The 18,115-nt window shown below is 70.2% G+C and carries 16 protein-coding genes and 2 pseudogenes; 8 read left to right on the top strand and 10 right to left on the bottom strand.

Going from position 1 to position 18,115, the window contains the following annotated elements:
* Window positions 1-29 precede the first annotated feature (29 nt).
* The 6 genes from ABZO29_RS00860 to ABZO29_RS00835 are packed head-to-tail and all read right to left on the bottom strand — an operon-like array spanning window position 30 to window position 6,348.
* Window positions 30-830, bottom strand: coding sequence for a class I SAM-dependent methyltransferase (locus ABZO29_RS00860; RefSeq protein ID WP_367318192.1), 801 nt, complete (start codon window positions 828-830; stop codon window positions 30-32).
* A gap of 9 nt (window positions 831-839) precedes the next feature.
* Complete coding sequence (locus ABZO29_RS00855) at window positions 840-2,108, bottom strand: MFS transporter (protein WP_367318191.1); 1,269 nt, start codon at window positions 2,106-2,108, stop codon at window positions 840-842.
* A complete protein-coding gene (locus tag ABZO29_RS00850; RefSeq protein ID WP_367318190.1) occupies window positions 2,092-3,150 on the bottom strand; it encodes a dipeptide epimerase in 1,059 nt (352 codons plus the stop codon). Before ABZO29_RS00850 ends, ABZO29_RS00855 begins: the two co-directional genes overlap by 17 nt.
* On the bottom strand, window positions 3,147-4,235 hold the full coding sequence (locus ABZO29_RS00845; protein ID WP_367318189.1) for a PLP-dependent cysteine synthase family protein: 1,089 nt from the start codon (window positions 4,233-4,235) through the stop codon (window positions 3,147-3,149). The genes ABZO29_RS00850 and ABZO29_RS00845 overlap by 4 nt, the downstream gene beginning before the upstream one ends.
* Window positions 4,232-5,095 (bottom strand): DUF364 domain-containing protein, encoded by an 864-nt coding sequence (locus ABZO29_RS00840; protein ID WP_367318188.1) that lies wholly within the window; start codon window positions 5,093-5,095, stop codon window positions 4,232-4,234. The genes ABZO29_RS00845 and ABZO29_RS00840 overlap by 4 nt, the downstream gene beginning before the upstream one ends.
* A complete protein-coding gene (locus tag ABZO29_RS00835) occupies window positions 5,092-6,348 on the bottom strand; it encodes an ATP-grasp domain-containing protein (protein ID WP_367318187.1) in 1,257 nt (418 codons plus the stop codon). Before ABZO29_RS00835 ends, ABZO29_RS00840 begins: the two co-directional genes overlap by 4 nt.
* A gap of 156 nt (window positions 6,349-6,504) precedes the next feature.
* On the opposite strand from ABZO29_RS00835, the pseudogene ABZO29_RS00830 reads away from it, so the two are divergent.
* The 5 genes and pseudogenes from ABZO29_RS00830 to ABZO29_RS00810 all read left to right on the top strand — a co-directional run bounded on the left by ABZO29_RS00830 (window position 6,505) and on the right by ABZO29_RS00810 (window position 9,339).
* Window positions 6,505-6,822, top strand: a pseudogene (locus tag ABZO29_RS00830) (ArsR/SmtB family transcription factor).
* A 10-nt stretch (window positions 6,823-6,832) separates the two neighbouring features.
* Window positions 6,833-6,956: pseudogene (locus ABZO29_RS00825) on the top strand (cation transporter); the annotation flags it as partial.
* 3 nt (window positions 6,957-6,959) lie between these two features.
* Window positions 6,960-7,100, top strand: a complete 141-nt coding sequence (locus tag ABZO29_RS00820; RefSeq protein WP_367326015.1) for a recombinase family protein — start codon at window positions 6,960-6,962, stop codon at window positions 7,098-7,100.
* On the top strand, window positions 7,097-7,384 hold the full coding sequence (locus ABZO29_RS00815; protein WP_367318186.1) for a hypothetical protein: 288 nt from the start codon (window positions 7,097-7,099) through the stop codon (window positions 7,382-7,384). The genes ABZO29_RS00820 and ABZO29_RS00815 overlap by 4 nt, the downstream gene beginning before the upstream one ends.
* Window positions 7,381-9,339, top strand: coding sequence for a zinc ribbon domain-containing protein (locus ABZO29_RS00810; RefSeq protein WP_367318185.1), 1,959 nt, complete (start codon window positions 7,381-7,383; stop codon window positions 9,337-9,339). Before ABZO29_RS00815 ends, ABZO29_RS00810 begins: the two co-directional genes overlap by 4 nt.
* Window positions 9,340-9,465: 126 nt before the next feature.
* Here ABZO29_RS00810 and ABZO29_RS00805 read toward each other — a convergent pair whose 3' ends face one another.
* Window positions 9,466-10,638, bottom strand: coding sequence for a GTP-binding protein (locus tag ABZO29_RS00805; RefSeq protein WP_367318184.1), 1,173 nt, complete (start codon window positions 10,636-10,638; stop codon window positions 9,466-9,468).
* A gap of 11 nt (window positions 10,639-10,649) precedes the next feature.
* Window positions 10,650-10,820 (bottom strand): 50S ribosomal protein L32, encoded by a 171-nt coding sequence (gene rpmF, locus ABZO29_RS00800; RefSeq protein WP_367318183.1) that lies wholly within the window; start codon window positions 10,818-10,820, stop codon window positions 10,650-10,652.
* Window positions 10,821-11,527: 707 nt separating this feature from the next.
* Between rpmF and ABZO29_RS00795 the strand changes: the two genes are divergently transcribed.
* From ABZO29_RS00795 to ABZO29_RS00785, 3 genes are all read left to right on the top strand, one after another.
* Window positions 11,528-12,400, top strand: coding sequence for an NmrA family NAD(P)-binding protein (locus ABZO29_RS00795; RefSeq protein ID WP_367318182.1), 873 nt, complete (start codon window positions 11,528-11,530; stop codon window positions 12,398-12,400).
* 130 nt (window positions 12,401-12,530) lie between these two features.
* Window positions 12,531-13,802 carry a cytochrome P450 gene (locus tag ABZO29_RS00790; protein ID WP_367318181.1) on the top strand — a complete coding sequence of 424 codons (1,272 nt, stop codon included), beginning with the start codon at window positions 12,531-12,533 and terminating at the stop codon, window positions 13,800-13,802.
* Window positions 13,803-14,056: 254 nt separating this feature from the next.
* Window positions 14,057-15,298, top strand: a complete 1,242-nt coding sequence (locus ABZO29_RS00785) for an IS110 family transposase (protein ID WP_367318180.1) — start codon at window positions 14,057-14,059, stop codon at window positions 15,296-15,298.
* Between the two features lie 246 nt (window positions 15,299-15,544).
* On the opposite strand, the gene ABZO29_RS00780 is transcribed toward ABZO29_RS00785, so the two are convergent.
* Window positions 15,545-16,048, bottom strand: a complete 504-nt coding sequence (locus ABZO29_RS00780; RefSeq protein ID WP_367318179.1) for a hypothetical protein — start codon at window positions 16,046-16,048, stop codon at window positions 15,545-15,547.
* Window positions 16,049-17,767 (bottom strand): sialidase family protein, encoded by a 1,719-nt coding sequence (locus tag ABZO29_RS00775; protein WP_367318178.1) that lies wholly within the window; start codon window positions 17,765-17,767, stop codon window positions 16,049-16,051. It abuts the gene before it with no gap.
* Window positions 17,768-18,115 lie beyond the last annotated feature (348 nt).

The following is an 18,115-nucleotide window of genomic DNA, read 5'->3' as shown; positions in this document are numbered from 1 at the left end:
GATTCCTTGGTGTGTGGTGGGACGGAGGATCAGTGAGTGGTGAGGCGTGCGACGACGTGCAGCCGGTCCGCGCCCGTCGTGTCGCCGGGCAACCGGCCTTCCTGCCACGGAGGCTCGGTGCGCGGTCCGGGCCCGTCGTGGAGTTCGAGGACCTCGAGGCCGTGCGCGGCCAGCAGGTGGCGCAGCTCCTGCGGGAACAGCAGCCGCCACGCGGAACGCTGCTCGACCGGCTGCGACCCGTCGTCCGCCGTCCACACGCGCGTCCGACGCAGGAGTTGGGCCGTACGGTCCACGGTGAGCGTGGTGGTGGACCGGTAGCCGATGCCCTGCCAGGTGAACTCGGTGACGGTGGGTGTATCCAGCAGGTCGGTGCGGCCGAGGAAGTACGCGCCGTTGCGCATCTCCGCCACCAGGAGACCGCCGGGGGCCAGGGCGCGACGGCATGAGGAGAGGAAGGCGTCGAGCTGGTCGTTGGTGTGGCAGTACAGCAGGGCGCTGTCCAGACATACGACGGCGTCGAACGCCCCCCGGCCGAGGTCGAAGCCGTGCAGGTCGGCCTCGACGTACTCGGGGCCGGGGTGGTGGGTGCGGGCGTGGGCGAGCATCGTCTCGGAGAGGTCGGCGCCGGTCACGCTGCGGCCGGCGCCGTGGAGGTGGGCGGCGTCGCGGCCGGTACCGCAGCCCATGTCGAGCACGCGTGGTCCCGCGCCGTGCCGTCGCAGGCAGTCCTCCGTCCAGCGCCCGGCCAGCCGGTCGGGGTCGGGGAAGCGGGCCTCGTACAGCTCGGGGTTGTCGGTGAGCAGGTTGCGCCGAACAGCCGCAGCGGTCATACCGTGTCCTCAGGCCGTAGCGGGTACGACGGGCTTGGATGTCGACGGCGTCGGCAGCGACCCGAGCCGGTGCAGCCAGGCCACGCCCAGCGCGGAGGCGAGACCGAACAGGGCACAGCACGCCCACGGCAGCCAGCCGGCGTCGCCCCGCTCCCCGGTGTCCATGGCCCAGCCGACGACGGTGTTGCCGACAGCGGCGGCGATGCCGGAGACCACATAGAAGATCCCGAAGTAGGTGCCGGTCAGCTCAGACCGGCCGAAGCCGGGGATCAGCTCCATCACGAACGGCTGGGCGATCATCACGCCGAGATGGAGGAGCAGAGCGCCGGTCAGGACGGGCAGGGTGCGCAGCGCCGCATCGGCCCAGCCGTCCGGGCCGTCGGAGCCGACCGCGACCACGGCCGGCGGCAGGAACGCCAGTGCCATGAGACCCAGGCCGGTCGCGATCCAACGGGCGCGGTTCCCCCTCTCCTTGAGGGCGCGGGTGATACGCAGCTGGAGCGCCAGGTTGGCGAGGGTGCCGACGACGAAGACGAGGCCGGCGGCACCGTCCCAGCCGGTGGCCTGCCGGGCTCCGTCGGGCAGCAGCAGGTACAGCTGGTTCTCCAGGGTGAACATGCCGACCATGACGAGCGCGAAGGCCAGGAAGGCCCGGTTGCCCAGCACCTCGCGCCAGTCCGCGACGACCGTGCCCTTGCTGGGCTTCACGTCCCGGGCCGGCAGCACGAGGGCCTGCGCCACGGTGAGGGCGGCGAAGCTCCCGGCGGCGGTCAGCGCGGACGTGCGGAAGTCCACGAGCAGCAACGCGCTGCCCAGCAGCGGGCCGATCAGGGCGCCGGCGGTGGCGAACACGTTGAACAGGGCGAACGCCTCGGCCCTGCGCTCGTCCGCCTCCTGGGCGATATAGGTGCGTACGGCGGGGTTGAACAGTGCCCCGGCGAGCCCGCTGAGCACGGAGGCGGCGAGCAGCACGGCCAGGCTGTCGCCGAGCGCGAAGAGGGCGAACCCGGCGGTGCGCAGCGCGCAGCCGGCGATGATGACGCCGCGCGCGCCGAGCCGGTCGGAGGCGGAGCCGCCGATGATGAACAGCCCCTGCTGGCTGAGGTTGCGCACGCCGAGCACGACGCCGACGACGGCCGCCGACATGCCCAGGTTGTCGGTGAGGTGGGTGGCGAGGTAGGGGATGAGGAGGTAGAAGCCGGTGTTGACGCCGAGCTGGTTGACCAGCAGGAGCTGCACGGCGAGCGGGAAACGGCGCACCTCACGCAACGTCCTCATAGACCCCCACCTCCTGAACTCCCAGGCCAGGGAGGTTGTTTGCGCGTACGACTCCGTCCTCGCCGCCGATTCCGGCCCACGGGTCGTGGGCGAGCAGCAGGTGTCCGTCGAGGTCGGCCCAGCGGGCCCGGTCGGCGAGGTGGACGGCGGGCGCGAGGCCGAGACTGCTGGCCGTCAGGCAGCCCAGCATCAGGTCCGTGCCGCTGCCGTCGATCGCTTCGGCGATGCGCAGGGCCGCGTGCACGCCGCCGCACTTGGCGAGCTTGACGTTGACGCCCTGGACGCGTCCGGCGAGGCGGCGTACGTCCTCCAGGTCCACGGCGTCCTCGTCTGCGATGACCGGCAGCGGTGAGCGTTCGGCCAACGTGCCCAGCGCCTTCGGATCGCCGGGCGCGAGGGGTTGTTCGACGGCCTCGACGCCAAGCTCGGCGAACCGGTGCAGCAGTGCCTCGGCCTGCGCCACGGTCCAGGCGCCGTTGGGGTCGAGGAGCAGCCGGGCCCGGGGCGCGGCGTCGCGGATGACACGGACGCGCTCCACGTCGTCCTTGGGATCGGGGGTTCCCGCCTTGACCTTGATGACCTCGAAGCCGCTCGCCGCGAGACGGCGGGCCTGCGCCGCCGCGTGGGCCAGGGACGTGATGCCGATGGTGCGGGCGGTGGCCGCGACCGGAGGTACGGCGGCACCGAGCAGTCTGTGCACGGGGCTTCCCGCCCGCTTGCCGACGAGGTCGAGCAGCGCGGCCTCGACGGCGGCGGTCACCGCCGAAGAAGTGCCGGCACCGGCCGACTCGCCCGCCCGCAGGGCCTCCAGGGCGCTCTCGGGGTCGGAGAAGCGGGCGAAGTCCGCGCCGACGGCGGTGAGGAGTCGTCCCAGGGTGTCGGCGTCAAGCCCGTAGTAGAAGCTGGTGACGGCCTCGCCGTGGCCGGTGACGCCGTCGTGTTCGACGGTCAGCCACACGGCGTCGCGGGCGGTCATGGTGGAGCGGGAGATGCGCAGCGGCTCGGTGAGTTCGAGGCGTACGGTGCGCAGGCTGGCCTTCACGGTGTCCTTTCCGGGTCGGGTACGGCCTTCAGTGGGTCGGTGACGCGGGTGCAGCGCACCCAGCCGGTGGCCTCGGCCGCGCGGGGGTGCGGGATCTGGACCGGGCGGGTGGCCGCCGTGGCCGGGGCGAGGCCGTGGGCCGCGGCGAAGTCGTCGTCGTAGACGGTGCCGAGGTAGCGGTGCGGGCCGTCGGGGAAGACGGTGGCGACGACCGCGCCGGGGTGGACGCGGGCGGCCCAGGCGGCGACCCGGGCGGCGGCGCCCGTGCTCCAGCCACCGCTGACGAAGCTGCCGCGGGCCAGTCGGCGGCAGCTGTCCACGGCCTCGGCCGGGCCGACCCAGTGGACCTCGTCGAAGGCGTCGTAGGCGACGTTGCGCGGGTGGATGCTGCTGCCCAGGCCACGCATCAGCCTGGGCCGGGCGGGCTGGCCGAAGATGGTGGAGCCGGTCGAGTCGACGCCGATCAGACGCAGCGCGGGCCAGCGGTGGCGCAGCGGGCCGATGATGCCCGCGCTGTGGCCGCCCGTGCCGACGCTGCACACCAGGATGTCCAGGTGGTCGAGGTGATCGACGAGTTCGGCGGCGAGGGAGGCGTAACCGGCGCTGTTGTCGGGATTGTTGTACTGATCCGGCCAGTACGCACCGGGCAGGACGGAGAGCAGCTCCCGCAGCCGCTCGAGGCGCGCGGCCTGCCAGCCGCCCAGGGCCGCGGGGCGGTCCACGATCTCCAGCCGCACCCCATGGGCGTGCAGCAGCTGCCGCATGGACGGCTCCAGTTCACTGTCGCCGACCAGCACGACAGGGTGGCCGAGGGCCTGTCCTGCGAAGGCGAGCCCGATGCCGAGCGTCCCCGAGGTGGACTCCACCACCGGTGCACCGGGTTGCAGTTCGCCGCGCTCCCTGGCGCCCAGCAGCATCGACACGGCGGCCCGCGCCTTCATGCCGCCTGCCGCGAGCCCTTCGAGCTTGGCCCAGAAGCCGGGGTGCGGGCCGGGCAGTTCGGACGTTATGCGGACCAGTGGTGTGTGGCCGAGGAGGGTGAGCAGTTCCGGGCGGGCGGGCGGGCGTACGACCGTCGTGGTCATCGACCGCCCTCCGGACACGGGCCGCCGTAGCGGTGGACGGTGCCGGGACCGCCGTCGAGCCAGAAGAAGGGGTACGGCTCCGCGCACACCGCGCTCACCCCGTGGCCGAGGAAGCGGGGCAGTACGGCGCTGCCGGTCTGGGCGAACATCACCAGCCGTTTGCCGTGCCGCAGCGCGTGCCGCCGCAGTGGCTCGAAGGTGCCGTTGCCGAGGGTCATGCCGGAGATCAGCAGCGCGTCGCAGCGGTCCGCGGCCGCGAGCGCGTCGGTGACGACCGCCTCATCCCACTCGGTCAGCCCGCCCTTGAGGTCACAGGGCACATAGCTCAGCCCGCGCGTACGCAGCGCCTCCAGCAGGGAGTTGACGACACCCACCACCAGCACGGTCGCATCCGCCGGCAGATCGAGCAGCTCGACGACGGCCTTCGCGCGGGCCCGGGACTTCTCCAGCGAGGTTCCGGCAGGCAGGGAGAAGGGACTGGCGCCGTTGCCGGGGGTGTGCGGGATGACATGCATCAGATAGGCGTCGAGCGCGGCCACGCGCACCGGCAGCAGCGGATGCTCCAGCAGCCGGGCCACATCAGCGCCGACGCAGTCCTCGACCGCACGGTCGGGCAGCGCACCGGGCTCGACCGCGCACGAGCCGACGGCCTCGGCGAGACGCAGGCTGAGCACCTCGTTGCGGTAGCCGGTGCCGCGCCCGTCGTGCCGAACGGCCTGCCGCGTGGTGAAGGCCACGGCGATCCGCTGCGTGGCCGGATCCGGTCCCAGTTCACCGGCGCGGACGTGCGCGAGGAGTTCGTCGTACGACGCGTAGGTCTCGAACGCCGCGCGGAGGGCTGAGCCGGCAGGGGCGGTCATCGAATCACCAACCCGGACCGCAGCTCACCGAGCAGAACCTCGACGTGGTCGCGGGCGCCCAGTCCCTCGGCGTCACCCGCCATGACATGCCCGAGATACTCGTTGTTGCTGCCCGCCGCCTTCACCTGCTTGCCGGGCTCGGCGAGCTGCACCTCCAGTACACCTGGCGCGTTCCGGAGTCCGTCACCGCCGAGCGACTCGAGCGTGCCCGAGGTCTCCGGCACGAGGAAGCCGATGGCCGCGCTACGCAGCCCTGTGTCCCTGCGCCGCAGGTCGGGCGCGCGGCCGAGGGACACCTCGACGAAGGCCGCCGCCAGGTCGATGCCGGAGACGTGGCGGACCAGTTCGGTGATGCGGTTCCCGGCGGGCCGCGGATTGACCTCGACCACGCGCGGACCGGCGGAGGTCAGCTTGATCTCGGTGTGCGCCACGACGCCTTCGGTCAGGCCGAGGGCCTTGAGTGCGGCCAGAGCGGTCTGCTCTGCGGCCTCGGCGTCGGCGGCCGAGAGGGCCGCCGGGAACATGTGGCCGGTCTCGATGAACGCGGGCGACCCACCGATGCTCTTGTCGGTCACGCCCACGACGTGGACCGCGCCCGCGTACGACACCGTCTCGACGCTTACCTCGGGGCCGTCCAGCAGTTCCTCCAGCAGGACGGTGGGCTGCCGCCGCTGTCCGCGGGCGTTGACGGGAAAGTCGGTCAGCGCCCTTACGGCGGCGTTGAGTTGTTCCTCGTCCTCCACGCGTCGCACGTACATGCCCGCACACAGATCGACCGGCTTGACCACGAGCGGGTAGCCGATCTCCCGCGCCGCCCGGGCGATGTCGGCCCACTCCTCATGCACGGCGAAGCGTGGCCCGGCAACCCCCGCATCGGCGAGGACACGGCGGGTGGCGTCCTTGCGGCAGGCGTTCTGCATCGCATCCGGGGGCGAGCCCGCCAGCCCCAACTGCCCGGCGATGCGGGCCACGGTCGGCAGGTAGTAGTCGCAGGAGGTGAGCACGCCGTCGAAGCGCAGCGCCGCGTGCAGCCGCTCGATCTCCGGCAGCAGGGCATCGGTGTCGTTGGTGTCGGCGGTGATCAGGTTGCGGGCGCCCAGCAGCGGATGCGTCGCGCCCTCGGGCACCGAGCGGAGGTAGTGGTGCAGGTCGCGGGTGAGGAACGTGAACTCATGTCCGCCCTCCCTGATCGCCCGTGGCAGGAGTCTGCTCATCGACCCGACCCAGCTCTCGACCATCAGCAGATGAGCCACAACTCCCCTTTTCGTGCAGCGGTTCAGGCGTCAGTGCAGCCCGCACAACCCTCGGTTGGGAGGGGCCGGGCTTTGCTCCCCACACGCTAGCGATAATCATTTTCATTTACTAGTCCTTGTCGAAGCCGTCGCGAGCCACGTACTTGCCTCGCCCCGGTGCTCTGCTGCGCGCCCTCGCTGCCGCGGCGGCCCTGCTGCCCACCGATCCGCTGCCGGATCCTGCTCGCCCTGCGCCAGGCTCCCGCCTATGCGGCAGACCTCGCCGACGCCCTCGGCGTCTCCCGTACCCGCCTGTCGAACCACCTGGCGTGCCTGAGGGGCTGCGGACTGGTCGTCACCGAGCCCGACGGCCGCCGCACCCGCTACGAACTCGCCGACGAACGCCTCGGACGCGCGCGGACGACCTGCGCACCGCCGTGGTGGCCGTGGACCGACCGCACGTGCGTCGACGCCGACGACAAGGGGTGCTGCTGATGGCCGCTATTCCCTCGGGCCCTCACCCGCCCGCCGCGACGTCCTCGCCGGGCGCATACGGCTGCTGGTGGCGGCCACGATCAACTACAACGTCATTCGAGGCGGTCGTCGCCATCACCGCCGGCGCCCTCGCGCGGGTGTCGGGCTCGTCGGGGCAGGAGTCCTCGCTGGACGCTCAGGAGCAGGAGTTGCGGGCAACCTCGACGGGGACAGTCGTCAAGGTCGTCAAGGATCGCGGTTCCGGTCTGAAGGAGAACCGGCCCGGCTTGAACGGGTGATCGCGATGGTCGCGGACGGCTCGGTGACCGTGGTGCGGGTGACGCATGAGGACCGGCTCGCGCGGTTTGGTGTGGGCTGGCTGAAGCGGCTGTTCGCCGTGTACGGCGTCACCGTGGAGGTGCTGCACCCGAAGAAGCTCGGCGGCCGGGACGAACTCCTCGAAGACTTCGTCTCGCTGGTGACGACGTTCGCCGGGCGGCTGTACGGGATGCGCAGTGCGGACAACCGTCGCCGTCTGCTGGCGGAGTCGGGGCAGTGCAGCGAAGAGGGCCGCGCCCGGTGAGCCGGAAGCTGCCGCCTACCGAGGGCGAGACCTCCCGCACCGCCTGCGCCCGCACCCTGGTCCATGCCGGGGTGGATGAGAAGACCGGCGAAGTCCTCACCGATGCCGTGCTGGCCGAACGCGTGGGCTGGTGCACCGGCCTGGCAGCTGGCATGACCGCCTTGCTGCTCGGCGAGCACTGGAACACCGCCGACGTGAACACTCTGGCCGCCGGAGTGGACACCGGGGGACGCAAGCTTCCGTCGAACGCGTGGATGGCACTGCGCCGCCTCGGCTGGACCACTGCCGCGCCCGAGGGCGTGAAGGTCAATGACCGGATCGTCCGTGCCGTTCAGGAACAGGCCGGGCGCGCTCTGCGGTCGGTGAAGTGGCGCGCCGATGTAGTCGCAGGAATTCTGGCCACCTGGCCCGTCGATCCGAAGAAGCGCACCGAGGGTGAGTGGGAAACGGTGCGGGCCGCGATACCTGGCGGTGAGTTCCTGCTGTCCAGCGTGATCCGTTCCCGCACCCGTCAGATCGCCGCGTATCTGCGGAAGAACGGGCGTCTCCCGGTGGACGTGTTCGAGCTGGAGGGCGCGCCCCGCGTGGCGCGGATGGTTCTTCTCTCCGCCTGTGACGGGCAGCAAGCGTCGATCGAGCGGTCCGTGACCGAGCCGACGAAGGTAGTGCTGCGGTTGCAGCTTCCCACCCGGCCCGGCCCGCAGAAGTACGCGCACTGGTCGTGGGTCGCCTGCACGATCAAGCTGCCCCCGACTGTTCCCGCGCACGCCGTCCTGCACTTGCCGACCCTGCGCATCGTCGGCGGGAAGGTACGAGCCGATCTCGCCTACACCCACCCCGTGCCCAAGGCCCAGCGCTCCGGCCACACCGTGGCGTTGGGTGTGGACTGGGGACTGAACACCCTTTTGTCCGCCGGTGCGGCCCGGCTCCGCCCGGACGGCACGATCACCGCCATCGGTACCGGGGCGCAGTTCCGTGCCTCCGGTGTGCTGGCCAAGCAGTACCGCCTGCGGAAGCAGTCCGAGCAGCTGCACGCCAAGACTGACCACTACGCCCGTCTCGCCGACCCGGCCCTGGACGGCAAACAGGCCGTGCTGACGGAGGAGATCCGACGCGTCTCGCAGCGCCGCTCCCACCTCAACGACGCGTTGGCCTGGGCCGCTGCCCGATGGGCGGTGGACCAGGCCGTTGCCGCCCAAGCCACGGTCATCTACCTGGAAGACCTGCGGTCGATGGAAGCGGGCGGCATGGGCCGCACCCAGAACACCCGCATGTCCCAGACCGTGCGCGGGCAGATCGCCGACCGTATGCGGCACCTCGCCGCCGAGGCCGGCGTTGCCGTGGTGACCGTGCCGCCGGCGAACACCTCCAAGCACTGTCCGCACTGCCTCACCCCGCTGCGACGCCGCAAGTCCCCTGACCGGCCCACCATCCCGGGCTGGAAGTGGGCCATCTGCCCGTCCTGCCGATGGCAGGACGACCGTGACCAGGGCGCATGGCGGCGGATCGTCGCGCGTGGGCTCACCCACCAGACCAAGACCGTCGTGGACAAGACCAGCGGCGCCATGGTGATCCGCAAGGTCGTGGACAAGCTCGAAGCCAGGGCGGTCATCACGGCCACACCGAAGACCAGCCGGAAAGACCGGTCCAAGACCGGCCCTACCCGGCCGCGTTCCAACCGTCCCGCGCCCAGGCGACGCGGGATTCCCTCCCCGGCCCGGCCCTCGGGCCCGGCCGGAAAGCGTCCGGAGGGACACGCACCAACGGACCGGACCCGGCTGCCCCGCGCAGCCCACCGGCACCAGGGCATGACCGCGATCAGCACACCCACCACCGGCCACCGGCCACGCGGAGCAGCACTCGGCGCGGGATTCCATCTCCACGCTCACGCTACCCCGCCCAAGTGGGCAGAACCCACGCCGAACCCTGCCGTTCGCATGGGATCGCTTAGCTGATCAGAGACGCTGTGCCCAGCCGTACACCGTACTCTGTCATGACAGCCACGCGATTCGATGTCCGTTTGGACGGGATGTACCGGGTCGGACGGTGCCGTGGCTGCGTCCACCGCCCGGCCCGGAGCCTCAGGGCCGCGCCACGAGTTCGGGGTGTTGGTGGTCGCAGGTGTCGTCGATGCCGTAGGTGTCCCAGGCGGGGAACGGATCGACCGTCGGCATGCCCTCGCCGTCCGCCAGCAGGCAGTCGGTGAGCGCGGCGTGGAGCGCATCGGCATGCAGGTGCGTGCCGATGAAGACCAGCTCCTGGCCTGCCGGGCTGTCGGTGTCGCGGGCGGCGGAGGGCTCGAAACGGGCGACGGAGCCGGCCTGCGACCACAGCCCCGTCACCTGCGGGCGGTTGGCCAGAGTGAAGAAGCCCTTGGAGCGCAGTACCTGGCCGTAAGCGCCGCTGTCCATCTCCTTGGTCACGAACCGCCACAAACGCCCGGGATGGAAAGGCAGTTCGGAACGGAAGACGGTGGAGGAGATGCCGTACTCCTCCGTCTCCGGGACATGGTCGCCATTGAGCTCCATGACCCAGCCGGGGGCCTGCTGCGCGCGCTCCAAGTCGAACAGGCGGGTGCCGAGTACATCCTCGAGCCTCACGCGTCCGTGGGCGGCGGGCACGATCCGGGCCACCGGGTTGAGGCGGGTGAGCGTCGCTCGCAGTCGCTCGGCGGCGTCGTTGCCGACCAGGTCGAGCTTGTTGAGGACGATGACGTCGGCGAACTCGATCTGGTCCATCAGCAGGTCGCTGACGGTGCGTTCGTCGTCCTCGTACTGGTCGAGGCCGCGCTCGGCGAGCTCGTCGCCGCTCGCCAGTTCGGGCAGGAAATTGGCGGCGTCGACGACCGTGACCATGGTGTCCAGGCGGGCGAGACCGCCAAGGGTGACGCCGTCGTCGCGGGCGAAGGCGAAGGTGGCCGCGACCGGCATGGGCTCGGAAATGCCGCTGGACTCGATGAGCAGGTAGTCGAACCGCCCCTCCCGGGCCAGTCGATCCACTTCCACGAGCAGGTCGTCGCGCAGCGTGCAGCAGATGCACCCGTTGGTCATCTCGACCAGGCGCTCTTCGGTGCGCGACAGCGCCGCCTCACCGCCGCGCACCAGCGCCGCGTCGATGTTGACCTCGCTCATGTCGTTGACGATGACCGCGACGCGCAGTCCCTCACGATTGCCGAGCACGTGGTTGAGCAGCGTGGTCTTTCCTGCACCGAGGAAGCCGGACAGAACGGTCACCGGCAGCCGGTCGTGCGCCATGCCCGTTCCCCTCAGCCCTCGGGGCGCAGCAGCCCGCGCTCGTAGGCCCTGACCAGGTGCTGCGGTACGAGGTGACGCACGCCGTCGACCGTGACCGGCACCAGCGTCGGCGTGGCGGTCTTCCACTGGGCGCGGCGGTGGCGGGTGTTGCTGCGGGACATCTTCCGCTTGGGGACGGCCATGGTTCTCCTCCTCGGGTGGGCGAGGAAGAAGTTACATGAAAATGGATCCCATTACTAATTGTTGGAGTCGGGGAGGCGTCGGCCGGGAAGACTCGGCGCGGTTCGATGACTCGCGCGGGAACGGCGACGGCCGCCCGGCGTCAGCCGGGCGGCGGTAGTGCCAGATGGCAATTGCTTGCAGTGCTGCCGTGGTGGCCGTGCTGCCGGTGGTCGGCCGGTGGGGGTGTCAGTGGTCGTCCCAGTGGTTCCCCGTGGGCGGCGGGGCGGTGACCGTCGTGCACGTAGTCGCTGTGGTCGCCGTGCGGCACGGCCGCGTGCGAAGACCGTACAGGCCCTTCGGAGGCGCGGGGTTGGCAAGCGTGTGCTTCAGGCGACGGCCGGTTGCGCGGACGCGCACAGGGACAGGGCCTGGTGGTAGCGGCGCAGCAGGAGCAGGAGCAGGAGCAGGGGCAGGAGCAGGGCGGTGGCGGCGGCGAGGCCGGTGAGGAGGCCGAGCCAGACGCCTACCGGTCTCCAGGTCCGTTTTCGGCGTCGAGGATCGCCTCGGTGACCTCGGTGACCTCGGTGACCTCGGGACGGGAGACGTTCGTCCGGACTGGCACAGCTGCCCTCCAGGCGCGTCGCGGAGGTGGTGCACGGCAACTCGTCGTCACCAGTCGGTTACTTTAGGTGCCTGGTCTGTGATCTCGGGAGTGGTGGACGAAGCGATGGCAGTACTGGTAACTGGGGCGACAGGGAATGTCGGTTCGAGGGCTGTGAGGGAGCTGCGTGATCGTGGCGTTCATGTGCGCGCCTTCGTCCGGGATCCGGACAAGGCGGCCGCTGACCTCGGGAGTGAGACCGAGCTGGCAGTGGGGGATTTCGCCCAGCTGTCGACGGTCCGCCGCGCGTTTGACGGCGTTGACCGGGTGTTCCTGATCTGCCCGAACGACCTCCGGCAGGTCGAGTACGGGACAGAGGCGATCGACGCCGCGGCGGCCGCGGGGTTGGCGCAAGTGGTCTTCCTGTCGACGGTCGGGGCGCAGGCCGGTTCACCGACGGTCATCTTCGACCAGCACGGCCGGATCGAGGAGCACCTGAGGCGCTCCGGGATCTCGGGAGTGGTGCTGCAGGCCGGCCATCTGATGTCGAACCTCATCGGCTCGGCCCCGGCCATCGCGCAGACCGGTCGGTTCTTCCTCCCAGCCGGAGACGCTCCGATCGCGATGGTCGATCCGCGTGACGTAGCCTCGGCCGCCGCCGCGGTGCTGACCACCACCGGACACGACGACCGGACGTACCAGCTCACCGGCCCGGAAGCGATCACCTACGCCGAGGTCGCGCGGCGCCTGTCGAGCGTCCTGGGCCGATCCGTCGAGTACATTGACGTACCGGACGAGGCGGCCCTCGCCGGACTGGCGCAGGCGGGCCTGCCGCCATGGCTCGCGGAGCAGGTGGTGGCCCTCTTTGGAGCGCTGCGGGCCGGAGTGAACTCGTCCACCACCAAAACCGTTCGGGAGTTGACCGGCCATGAGCCGCGTCGATTCGAGGAGTTCGCACGATCGGTGGCGCCGCTGCTGCTCGGCGGGCAGCACGATTGACACGATGCGGCCGTGCACGCCCAACGACCCGCGGCCACCAACAGTGGCACGAAAGTCGCCATGATCCATCAGTTGGACAGAAACTCAAAGTCCAAGCACATGTGCATTCATCCGGAGCTAGCGTGTGGCGATGCACACTCCCGCATCTCTGCTGCTGGCCGGCCGGCCTCGCGTCCAAGCACGTCTGTACGAGTTCTACGAGGAACTGCGGAGCACCGACGACCTCTTCTGGGACCGCCGTCTGGACGCCTGGGTCGCGACTGGCCACGCGGTGGTCAGCAATGCCGCCGGGGATACGCGGCTGTCCTCCGTGCGCTATCCCGACATTGATGCAGTTTCCGAGGAACTTCGGCCACTGGCCCGGACCCTGAGTCGGCAGATGCTCTACAGCGACGCTCCGGACCACTCCCGGCTGCGTGCCCTTCTCAGCAGGGCCTTCACGTCCCGGGCCGTGGTGAAGCTCCGCAGCCGGATCTCCGAGGCTGTCGGGCAGATCATCACGCGGGCGGCACCGACCGGTCAGATGGATGTCGTGGCGGACCTGGCCCGCCCCCTGCCCCTGACGATCATCTGCGACCTCCTCGATGTGCCGGAACGAGACCGGCCCACTCTCGCTTCCTGGTCCGACCCCGTAGCGGCGGCAATCGGCAGTTCGCGGCTCGACGCCGACCAGAGCCGTGCCGCCTCGCAGAGCATGGCACACATGCTCGCCTACCTCCGCGACCTCCTCACCCGCCACGACACCCCGCCCGCTCCCCACACCCTGCGCGCACTCCTGACCACGAAGGCGCACAGCACGGACCAGGACTTCGACGAACTCCTCGCCAACTGCGCCCTGTTGCTGATCGCGGGACACGAGACCACCACCCACTTCATCGGCAATGCCGCGCTGGCCCTGCTCCGCCACCCGCACGCTGCCGACCAGCTACGCCGCCGGCCCGACCTGATGCCCGCCGCAGTCGAGGAACTCCTGCGCTACGACAGCCCGGTCCAGCTCATGCTGCGCCGGGCGCGGCATGAGCTGGACCTGGCGGGCCGCACCATCGCCGCCGGGCAGGTGGTGCTCCTGGTGTGTGGTGCCGCCAACCGGGATCCGGCTGTGTTCCCTGAACCCCACATGCTGGACTTCCACCGTCCAGGCGGGCGGCACGTCGCCTTCGGTTATGGACCGCACTTCTGCCTCGGCGCGGCACTGGCCCGGCTCGAAGGCGCGATCGCCCTGGAAGCACTGCTTACCCGCCTTCCCGGCCTGCGGCTCGAGGACTCCACGCCGCAGTGGCAGCGCAGCCTCAACTTCCGCGGGCTCACCCGACTGAACGTCGCCTTCACACCATCCTCGCCCGATCACGTCGGCGTCACTCAGGCCAGGCAACCGGCGGTGCAAGACGATGCCGGCATGTGACCGTTCCTGAAGACTGAGTAGTCCGGTCGCCTGTCGGCGACACCCTGTGGGCGCGAAAATCGGTCTGTGGCCGTCCGGCGGACGTCGTTTCTGCTTGGTGCGTTCCGAGCCTGTGACTGAGTAGGACGCTGGGGGTCCATCGACAGGCACCCCGATGTGTTGCTGCGAGCACGCGAATCAGCTTCTTCCGCCTGCCGGGCCCCCGCCGGACGACCGCGCACTCGCGGCCGATCAAGGGAGGGGGTACCGGGCAGATGGACGTGATCCACGAACGCTGCGGGGGGATCGACATCAGCAAGGCGGACGTGAAGGTGACGATCAGGGTGCCGGGCACCGGCAAGCGGCGCCGCAGCGAGACCCGCACCTTCTCCTCGGTGACCTCGGGCCTTTTGGCGATGCGGGACTGGCTGCTGGCCGAGCAGATCACCGTGGTCGGCATGGAGGCCACCGGCGTGTACTGGAAACCGGTGTTCTACCTGCTGGAACATGAGATGGAGTGCTGGCTGCTCAACGCCCGCCACATGAAGGCGGTCCCGGGCCGCAAGACCGACGTGAAGGATTCCGAGTGGATCGCCCGCCTGGTCGAGCACGGCCTGGTGCGGCCCTCGTTCGTGCCGCCCGAGCCGATCCGGCAGCTGCGGGATCTGACCCGGTATCGCACCGAGGTGATCCGCGAACGCACCCGGGAGGCCCAGCGCCTGGAGAAGCTCCTGGAGGACGCCGGGATCAAACTGTCCGCCGCGGTCGCCGACATCCTGGGCGTATCCGGCCGGGCGATGCTGGAGGCCCTCATCGCCGGCGAACGCGACCCGCAGGTGCTCGCGGACCTGGCCAAAGGCATCATGCGACGCAAGACGGACGCCCTGATCGAGGCCCTGACCGGCCACTTCACCGCCCATCACGCGTTCTTGGCCCGGGCCATGCTGGAGCGTATCGACGCCTGCACCGCGATGGAGAAACGGCTGGATGCGCGGATCGACGCACAGATCGCGCCCTTTCGCCGCCGCATCGAACTCCTGGTGACCATCCCCGGCGTGAACACGCGGGCCGCCGAGGTGATCCTCGCCGAGATCGGCGACGACATCGCCCGCTTCCCCACCGCGGGCGACCTGGCCTCCTGGGCCGGGGTGTGCCCCGGCAACAACGAATCCGGCGGCAGACGCGGCCCCGGCAAGACCCGCCACGGCGATCCCTGGCTCAAGGCCGCCCTGGGCCAGGCCGCCATCGCCGCGTCACGGACCAAGGACACCTACCTCGCCGCCCGCTACCGCCGGCTCATCGCCCGCCGCGGCAAGAAGCGAGCCCTGGTCGCCCTGGAACACTCGATCCTCGTCTCCGTCTGGCACATGTTCACCCGCGACACCGCATACGCCGACCTCGGAGGCCAGTACTTCCTCGAACGCACCGGCCGTGCCAGGCAGACCCGACGGCTGGTGAGCCAGCTCAACCAACTCGGCTACCAGGTCACTCTCCAGCAGACGGAAGACGCCGCCTGATCAGCGGCTACGGAAACGGGACGGCGGATTTTCGAATCAGCAGGAGTGAGTCCTGATGCCGGCACGCGTGCCCAGTCGCGTGGCCCGCACGTCCTGGGCAGGCTGGTTTGCCGAGTTCTCTCCGCGTCCGGTGTCCTTCAGTGCGGGGAGGCCACTCGCTGGGCGACGTCGAGGCAGGGCGGTCCGCCCCGGCAGTGGCCGCTCATACTTCCATGCGGTCACCAGGAGACCTCGGTCCGGCCGAGCTCAGGAGGCGGGAGACGTCAGGTACGTCAGATACACCCCTCCCTCGCAGTCAGGCATCTTCCGTAGGGTCCAGCGGCCGCCGACCGTCGCGGAGGTGAAGTTCGACTCCGCGTCGTCCTCCTCCACCTCGCCGTCCTTCAGGGCGTATCCGGCCTTGGGGAGCTGCTCCTGCAGGAAGGCGAGGACAGAGTCGAAGCCGTCCCGTACCACCGCGTCGACGACGAGCCGGTAGTGGGTGCGATGTTCCACCGAGGTCACGATCGCGCCGTCGGGCACCGGCAGGTTCGCCGGGAAGTCCTTGGGTAGGGGCAGTGAGACGGTGGTTGGGCAGCCGCCGGGCGTGGCGTCGGCCGTTTTCCCGCCCGATGGACCGGTCGCCTGCCCGGCCAGGTGGGGCGTCGCAGCCGAGGGCTCTGTGTGCTCGTTCGTCGCCGAGCATCCGGTGACGCCCGCCAGGCCGAGAACGGCGCCGAACAGAACGGCAGCCAGACGAAAGGACTTCACCTACTGACCTCCTCCGGGCTTTTTGTGCTTGCCGGCGGCTACGGCGTCGTACGCGCCGTACAGCGTGTTGCCGGAGGACTGGCGGGCGATGGAGGCCAGCGCGTCGTAGTTCTGGGCGCCGCCGGTGGCGCAGGCTCCAGTGCAGCCGTCGGAGTAGGCGGCGAGCACACGGCCCCGGGCGTCGATGGTTACGTCGTTGAAGTCGAGGAGATTGCGGTCCTTGCCGCAGGAGGTGCCGCCCGTGCAGATCGACCCCTTCTGGACCGGGTCGGTGGGGGTGGCGTCGACGGTGACCCAGGACTGTCCGCCGTCGTAGGTGGTGGCCACGTACAGGTGCCAGACACCCTTGAAGTTTTCCGTGTCCTGGTAGTTGCCACCGGTGGTGGTGCCGAGGAAGGCGAAGGCGGCGCGGTTGTCGTCGCCTGCGGTCACGGCCGGGAAGACGACGTTCCTGATACCGAGGGACACACCGACGTTCTGGTCGTACAGCCACGTCCTTCCCTTGTCGTGGCTGACGGCAATTCGTGCCGTGCCGTCACTGTTCTGGTAGCCCATGTAGACGGTCCCGCCGGCCCCGATCCCCACGCTCGGGTCGGAGTCACCGGGCGTGCTGGAGGGGTTCTCGCGGACGCTCCAGGTAAGTCCGTTGTCCTCGGAGACGGCCACGGCCTGGTTGCCGCCGCAGCCCTTGTTGGGCACGTACACCGTGCCGTCCGGGGCGACCTTCACGTGCCCGTGCAGGCCGCCGCAGTCCAGCAGTGAATACATCGGAACGGCCGGCCCGTACGTCACACCGCCGTCCCGGCTGACCGCGCAGGAGGCGTCGGCGATGTCCTGGGAGCAGTAGTACACGGCGTTCTGGTACGACGTGACAGGGCCCGGACCGCCTGGGGCGAAGGAGCCGCCGCCGATGGTCTGGTGGTCGACACCAGAGTTGATGCCCGAGCCCCCCGTCGGGGTCCACGTTTCGCCGTCGTCGTCGGTGTAGCAGGTAAGGGCGGTCTTTCCGGCCAGCTGCGACTCGAAGGTGCGGTGAGTGGCCGGGTCGGTGAACAGGATCGGGTCAAGGCTGGTGGTGCTGCCCTGGGGGCAGCCGTTGGCCGTGCTCGCGCTCTTGTCCTGCCAGGTGGCGGTGCCGGCGCTGTCGTAGGTGACCTTGAGTGTCGAGGTATAGGCCTGGAACATCGCGGCGCCCGTGGCGCGGTCGACGCCGATCGAGGGTTCACCGGCGTCGTGTGCGTGCGTGATGCTGTCGGGGGCCGAGGAGTTGGCGTACGTCGGCGGGACGGCTGTACTCGGCGGCGGATCGTCCGGGTTGGCGACCAGGGTGGCGGTGCCGCTGAAGCTGTCGCCGAGCGGTGCGTACGGCACCACGCGCACGGTGTACGACGCCGTCACCGCCGGGAGCAGCACGGTCTCGGGGTCGCTGGTGGAGGCGGCGGCGGCCACCTCGTGGCCGTCCGAGTCGAGGACGTACAGGTCGAAGTCCGCTGCGGTATTGGGCCACTTGACGTCGATGCGCAGGCTGTGACCGGCGTCGTAGCCCACGGGCACCGACACCTTCAGGACGTAGTCGTCGCAGAGTTGCGGGTCTCCGCAGCTCACCGTCCCGGTCGTGCCGGAGACGTTGGGGACTGCGAAGGGACCGGCGCGCCACGTGGTCGCGGGCGTTGTGTCGCTGACCGTTCCGGAGGCCGGAGTGGCGGCGTCGGCGGACATGCTCGGCAGGGTGCCGGCGATGAGCGCCAGCAACCCGACGACGACGCGCCCCCGTGACCGCGGGTGGCGGTGACGATGGAGTACGGAGAGGAGAGCCACAAGTACCTCGGGGTTCGGAGTCGGACGAAGGGCGGGTGATGGTGTGTGGCGGTACGGGTCGGGCTTTCGTCTGCTCTACGTGGAGACGGGTGACGTCCGTCGCGAGAATTCGAACTCTTTTCGTGGCGCCGCACAGTGCACAGGGGAGCGCCTTCCACGACCTGCCGGCGGCGGCCCGCCGAGTGGAACGAGTCCGGCGTCTGGGACCAGTTGCACGTCGGGCTGTGAAAGAAGCTTCGGTTCTCCTTG

Source organism: Streptomyces sp. HUAS ZL42, from assembly GCF_040782645.1.
Taxonomy (GTDB): Bacteria; Actinomycetota; Actinomycetes; order Streptomycetales; family Streptomycetaceae; genus Streptomyces.
The sequence above is the reverse complement of the archived record's forward strand: the minus strand, read 5'-3'. Positions and strand labels throughout refer to the sequence as shown.

What these genes read in the sequence shown, in the direction of transcription:
- ABZO29_RS00790 (WP_367318181.1), top strand. Translation starts at nt 12,531, where the DNA reads ATGCACACTCCCGCATCTCTGCTGCTGGCCGGCCGGCCTCGCGTCCAA.
- rpmF (WP_367318183.1), bottom strand. Translation starts at nt 10,820, where the DNA reads ATGGCCGTCCCCAAGCGGAAGATGTCCCGCAGCAACACCCGCCACCGC.
- ABZO29_RS00805 (WP_367318184.1), bottom strand. Translation starts at nt 10,638, where the DNA reads ATGGCGCACGACCGGCTGCCGGTGACCGTTCTGTCCGGCTTCCTCGGT.
- ABZO29_RS00785 (WP_367318180.1), top strand. Translation starts at nt 14,057, where the DNA reads ATGGACGTGATCCACGAACGCTGCGGGGGGATCGACATCAGCAAGGCG.
- ABZO29_RS00860 (WP_367318192.1), bottom strand. Translation starts at nt 830, where the DNA reads ATGACCGCTGCGGCTGTTCGGCGCAACCTGCTCACCGACAACCCCGAG.
- ABZO29_RS00840 (WP_367318188.1), bottom strand. Translation starts at nt 5,095, where the DNA reads ATGACCGCCCCTGCCGGCTCAGCCCTCCGCGCGGCGTTCGAGACCTAC.
- ABZO29_RS00795 (WP_367318182.1), top strand. Translation starts at nt 11,528, where the DNA reads ATGGCAGTACTGGTAACTGGGGCGACAGGGAATGTCGGTTCGAGGGCT.
- ABZO29_RS00855 (WP_367318191.1), bottom strand. Translation starts at nt 2,108, where the DNA reads ATGAGGACGTTGCGTGAGGTGCGCCGTTTCCCGCTCGCCGTGCAGCTC.
- ABZO29_RS00775 (WP_367318178.1), bottom strand. Translation starts at nt 17,767, where the DNA reads ATGTCCGCCGACGCCGCCACTCCGGCCTCCGGAACGGTCAGCGACACA.
- ABZO29_RS00845 (WP_367318189.1), bottom strand. Translation starts at nt 4,235, where the DNA reads ATGACCACGACGGTCGTACGCCCGCCCGCCCGCCCGGAACTGCTCACC.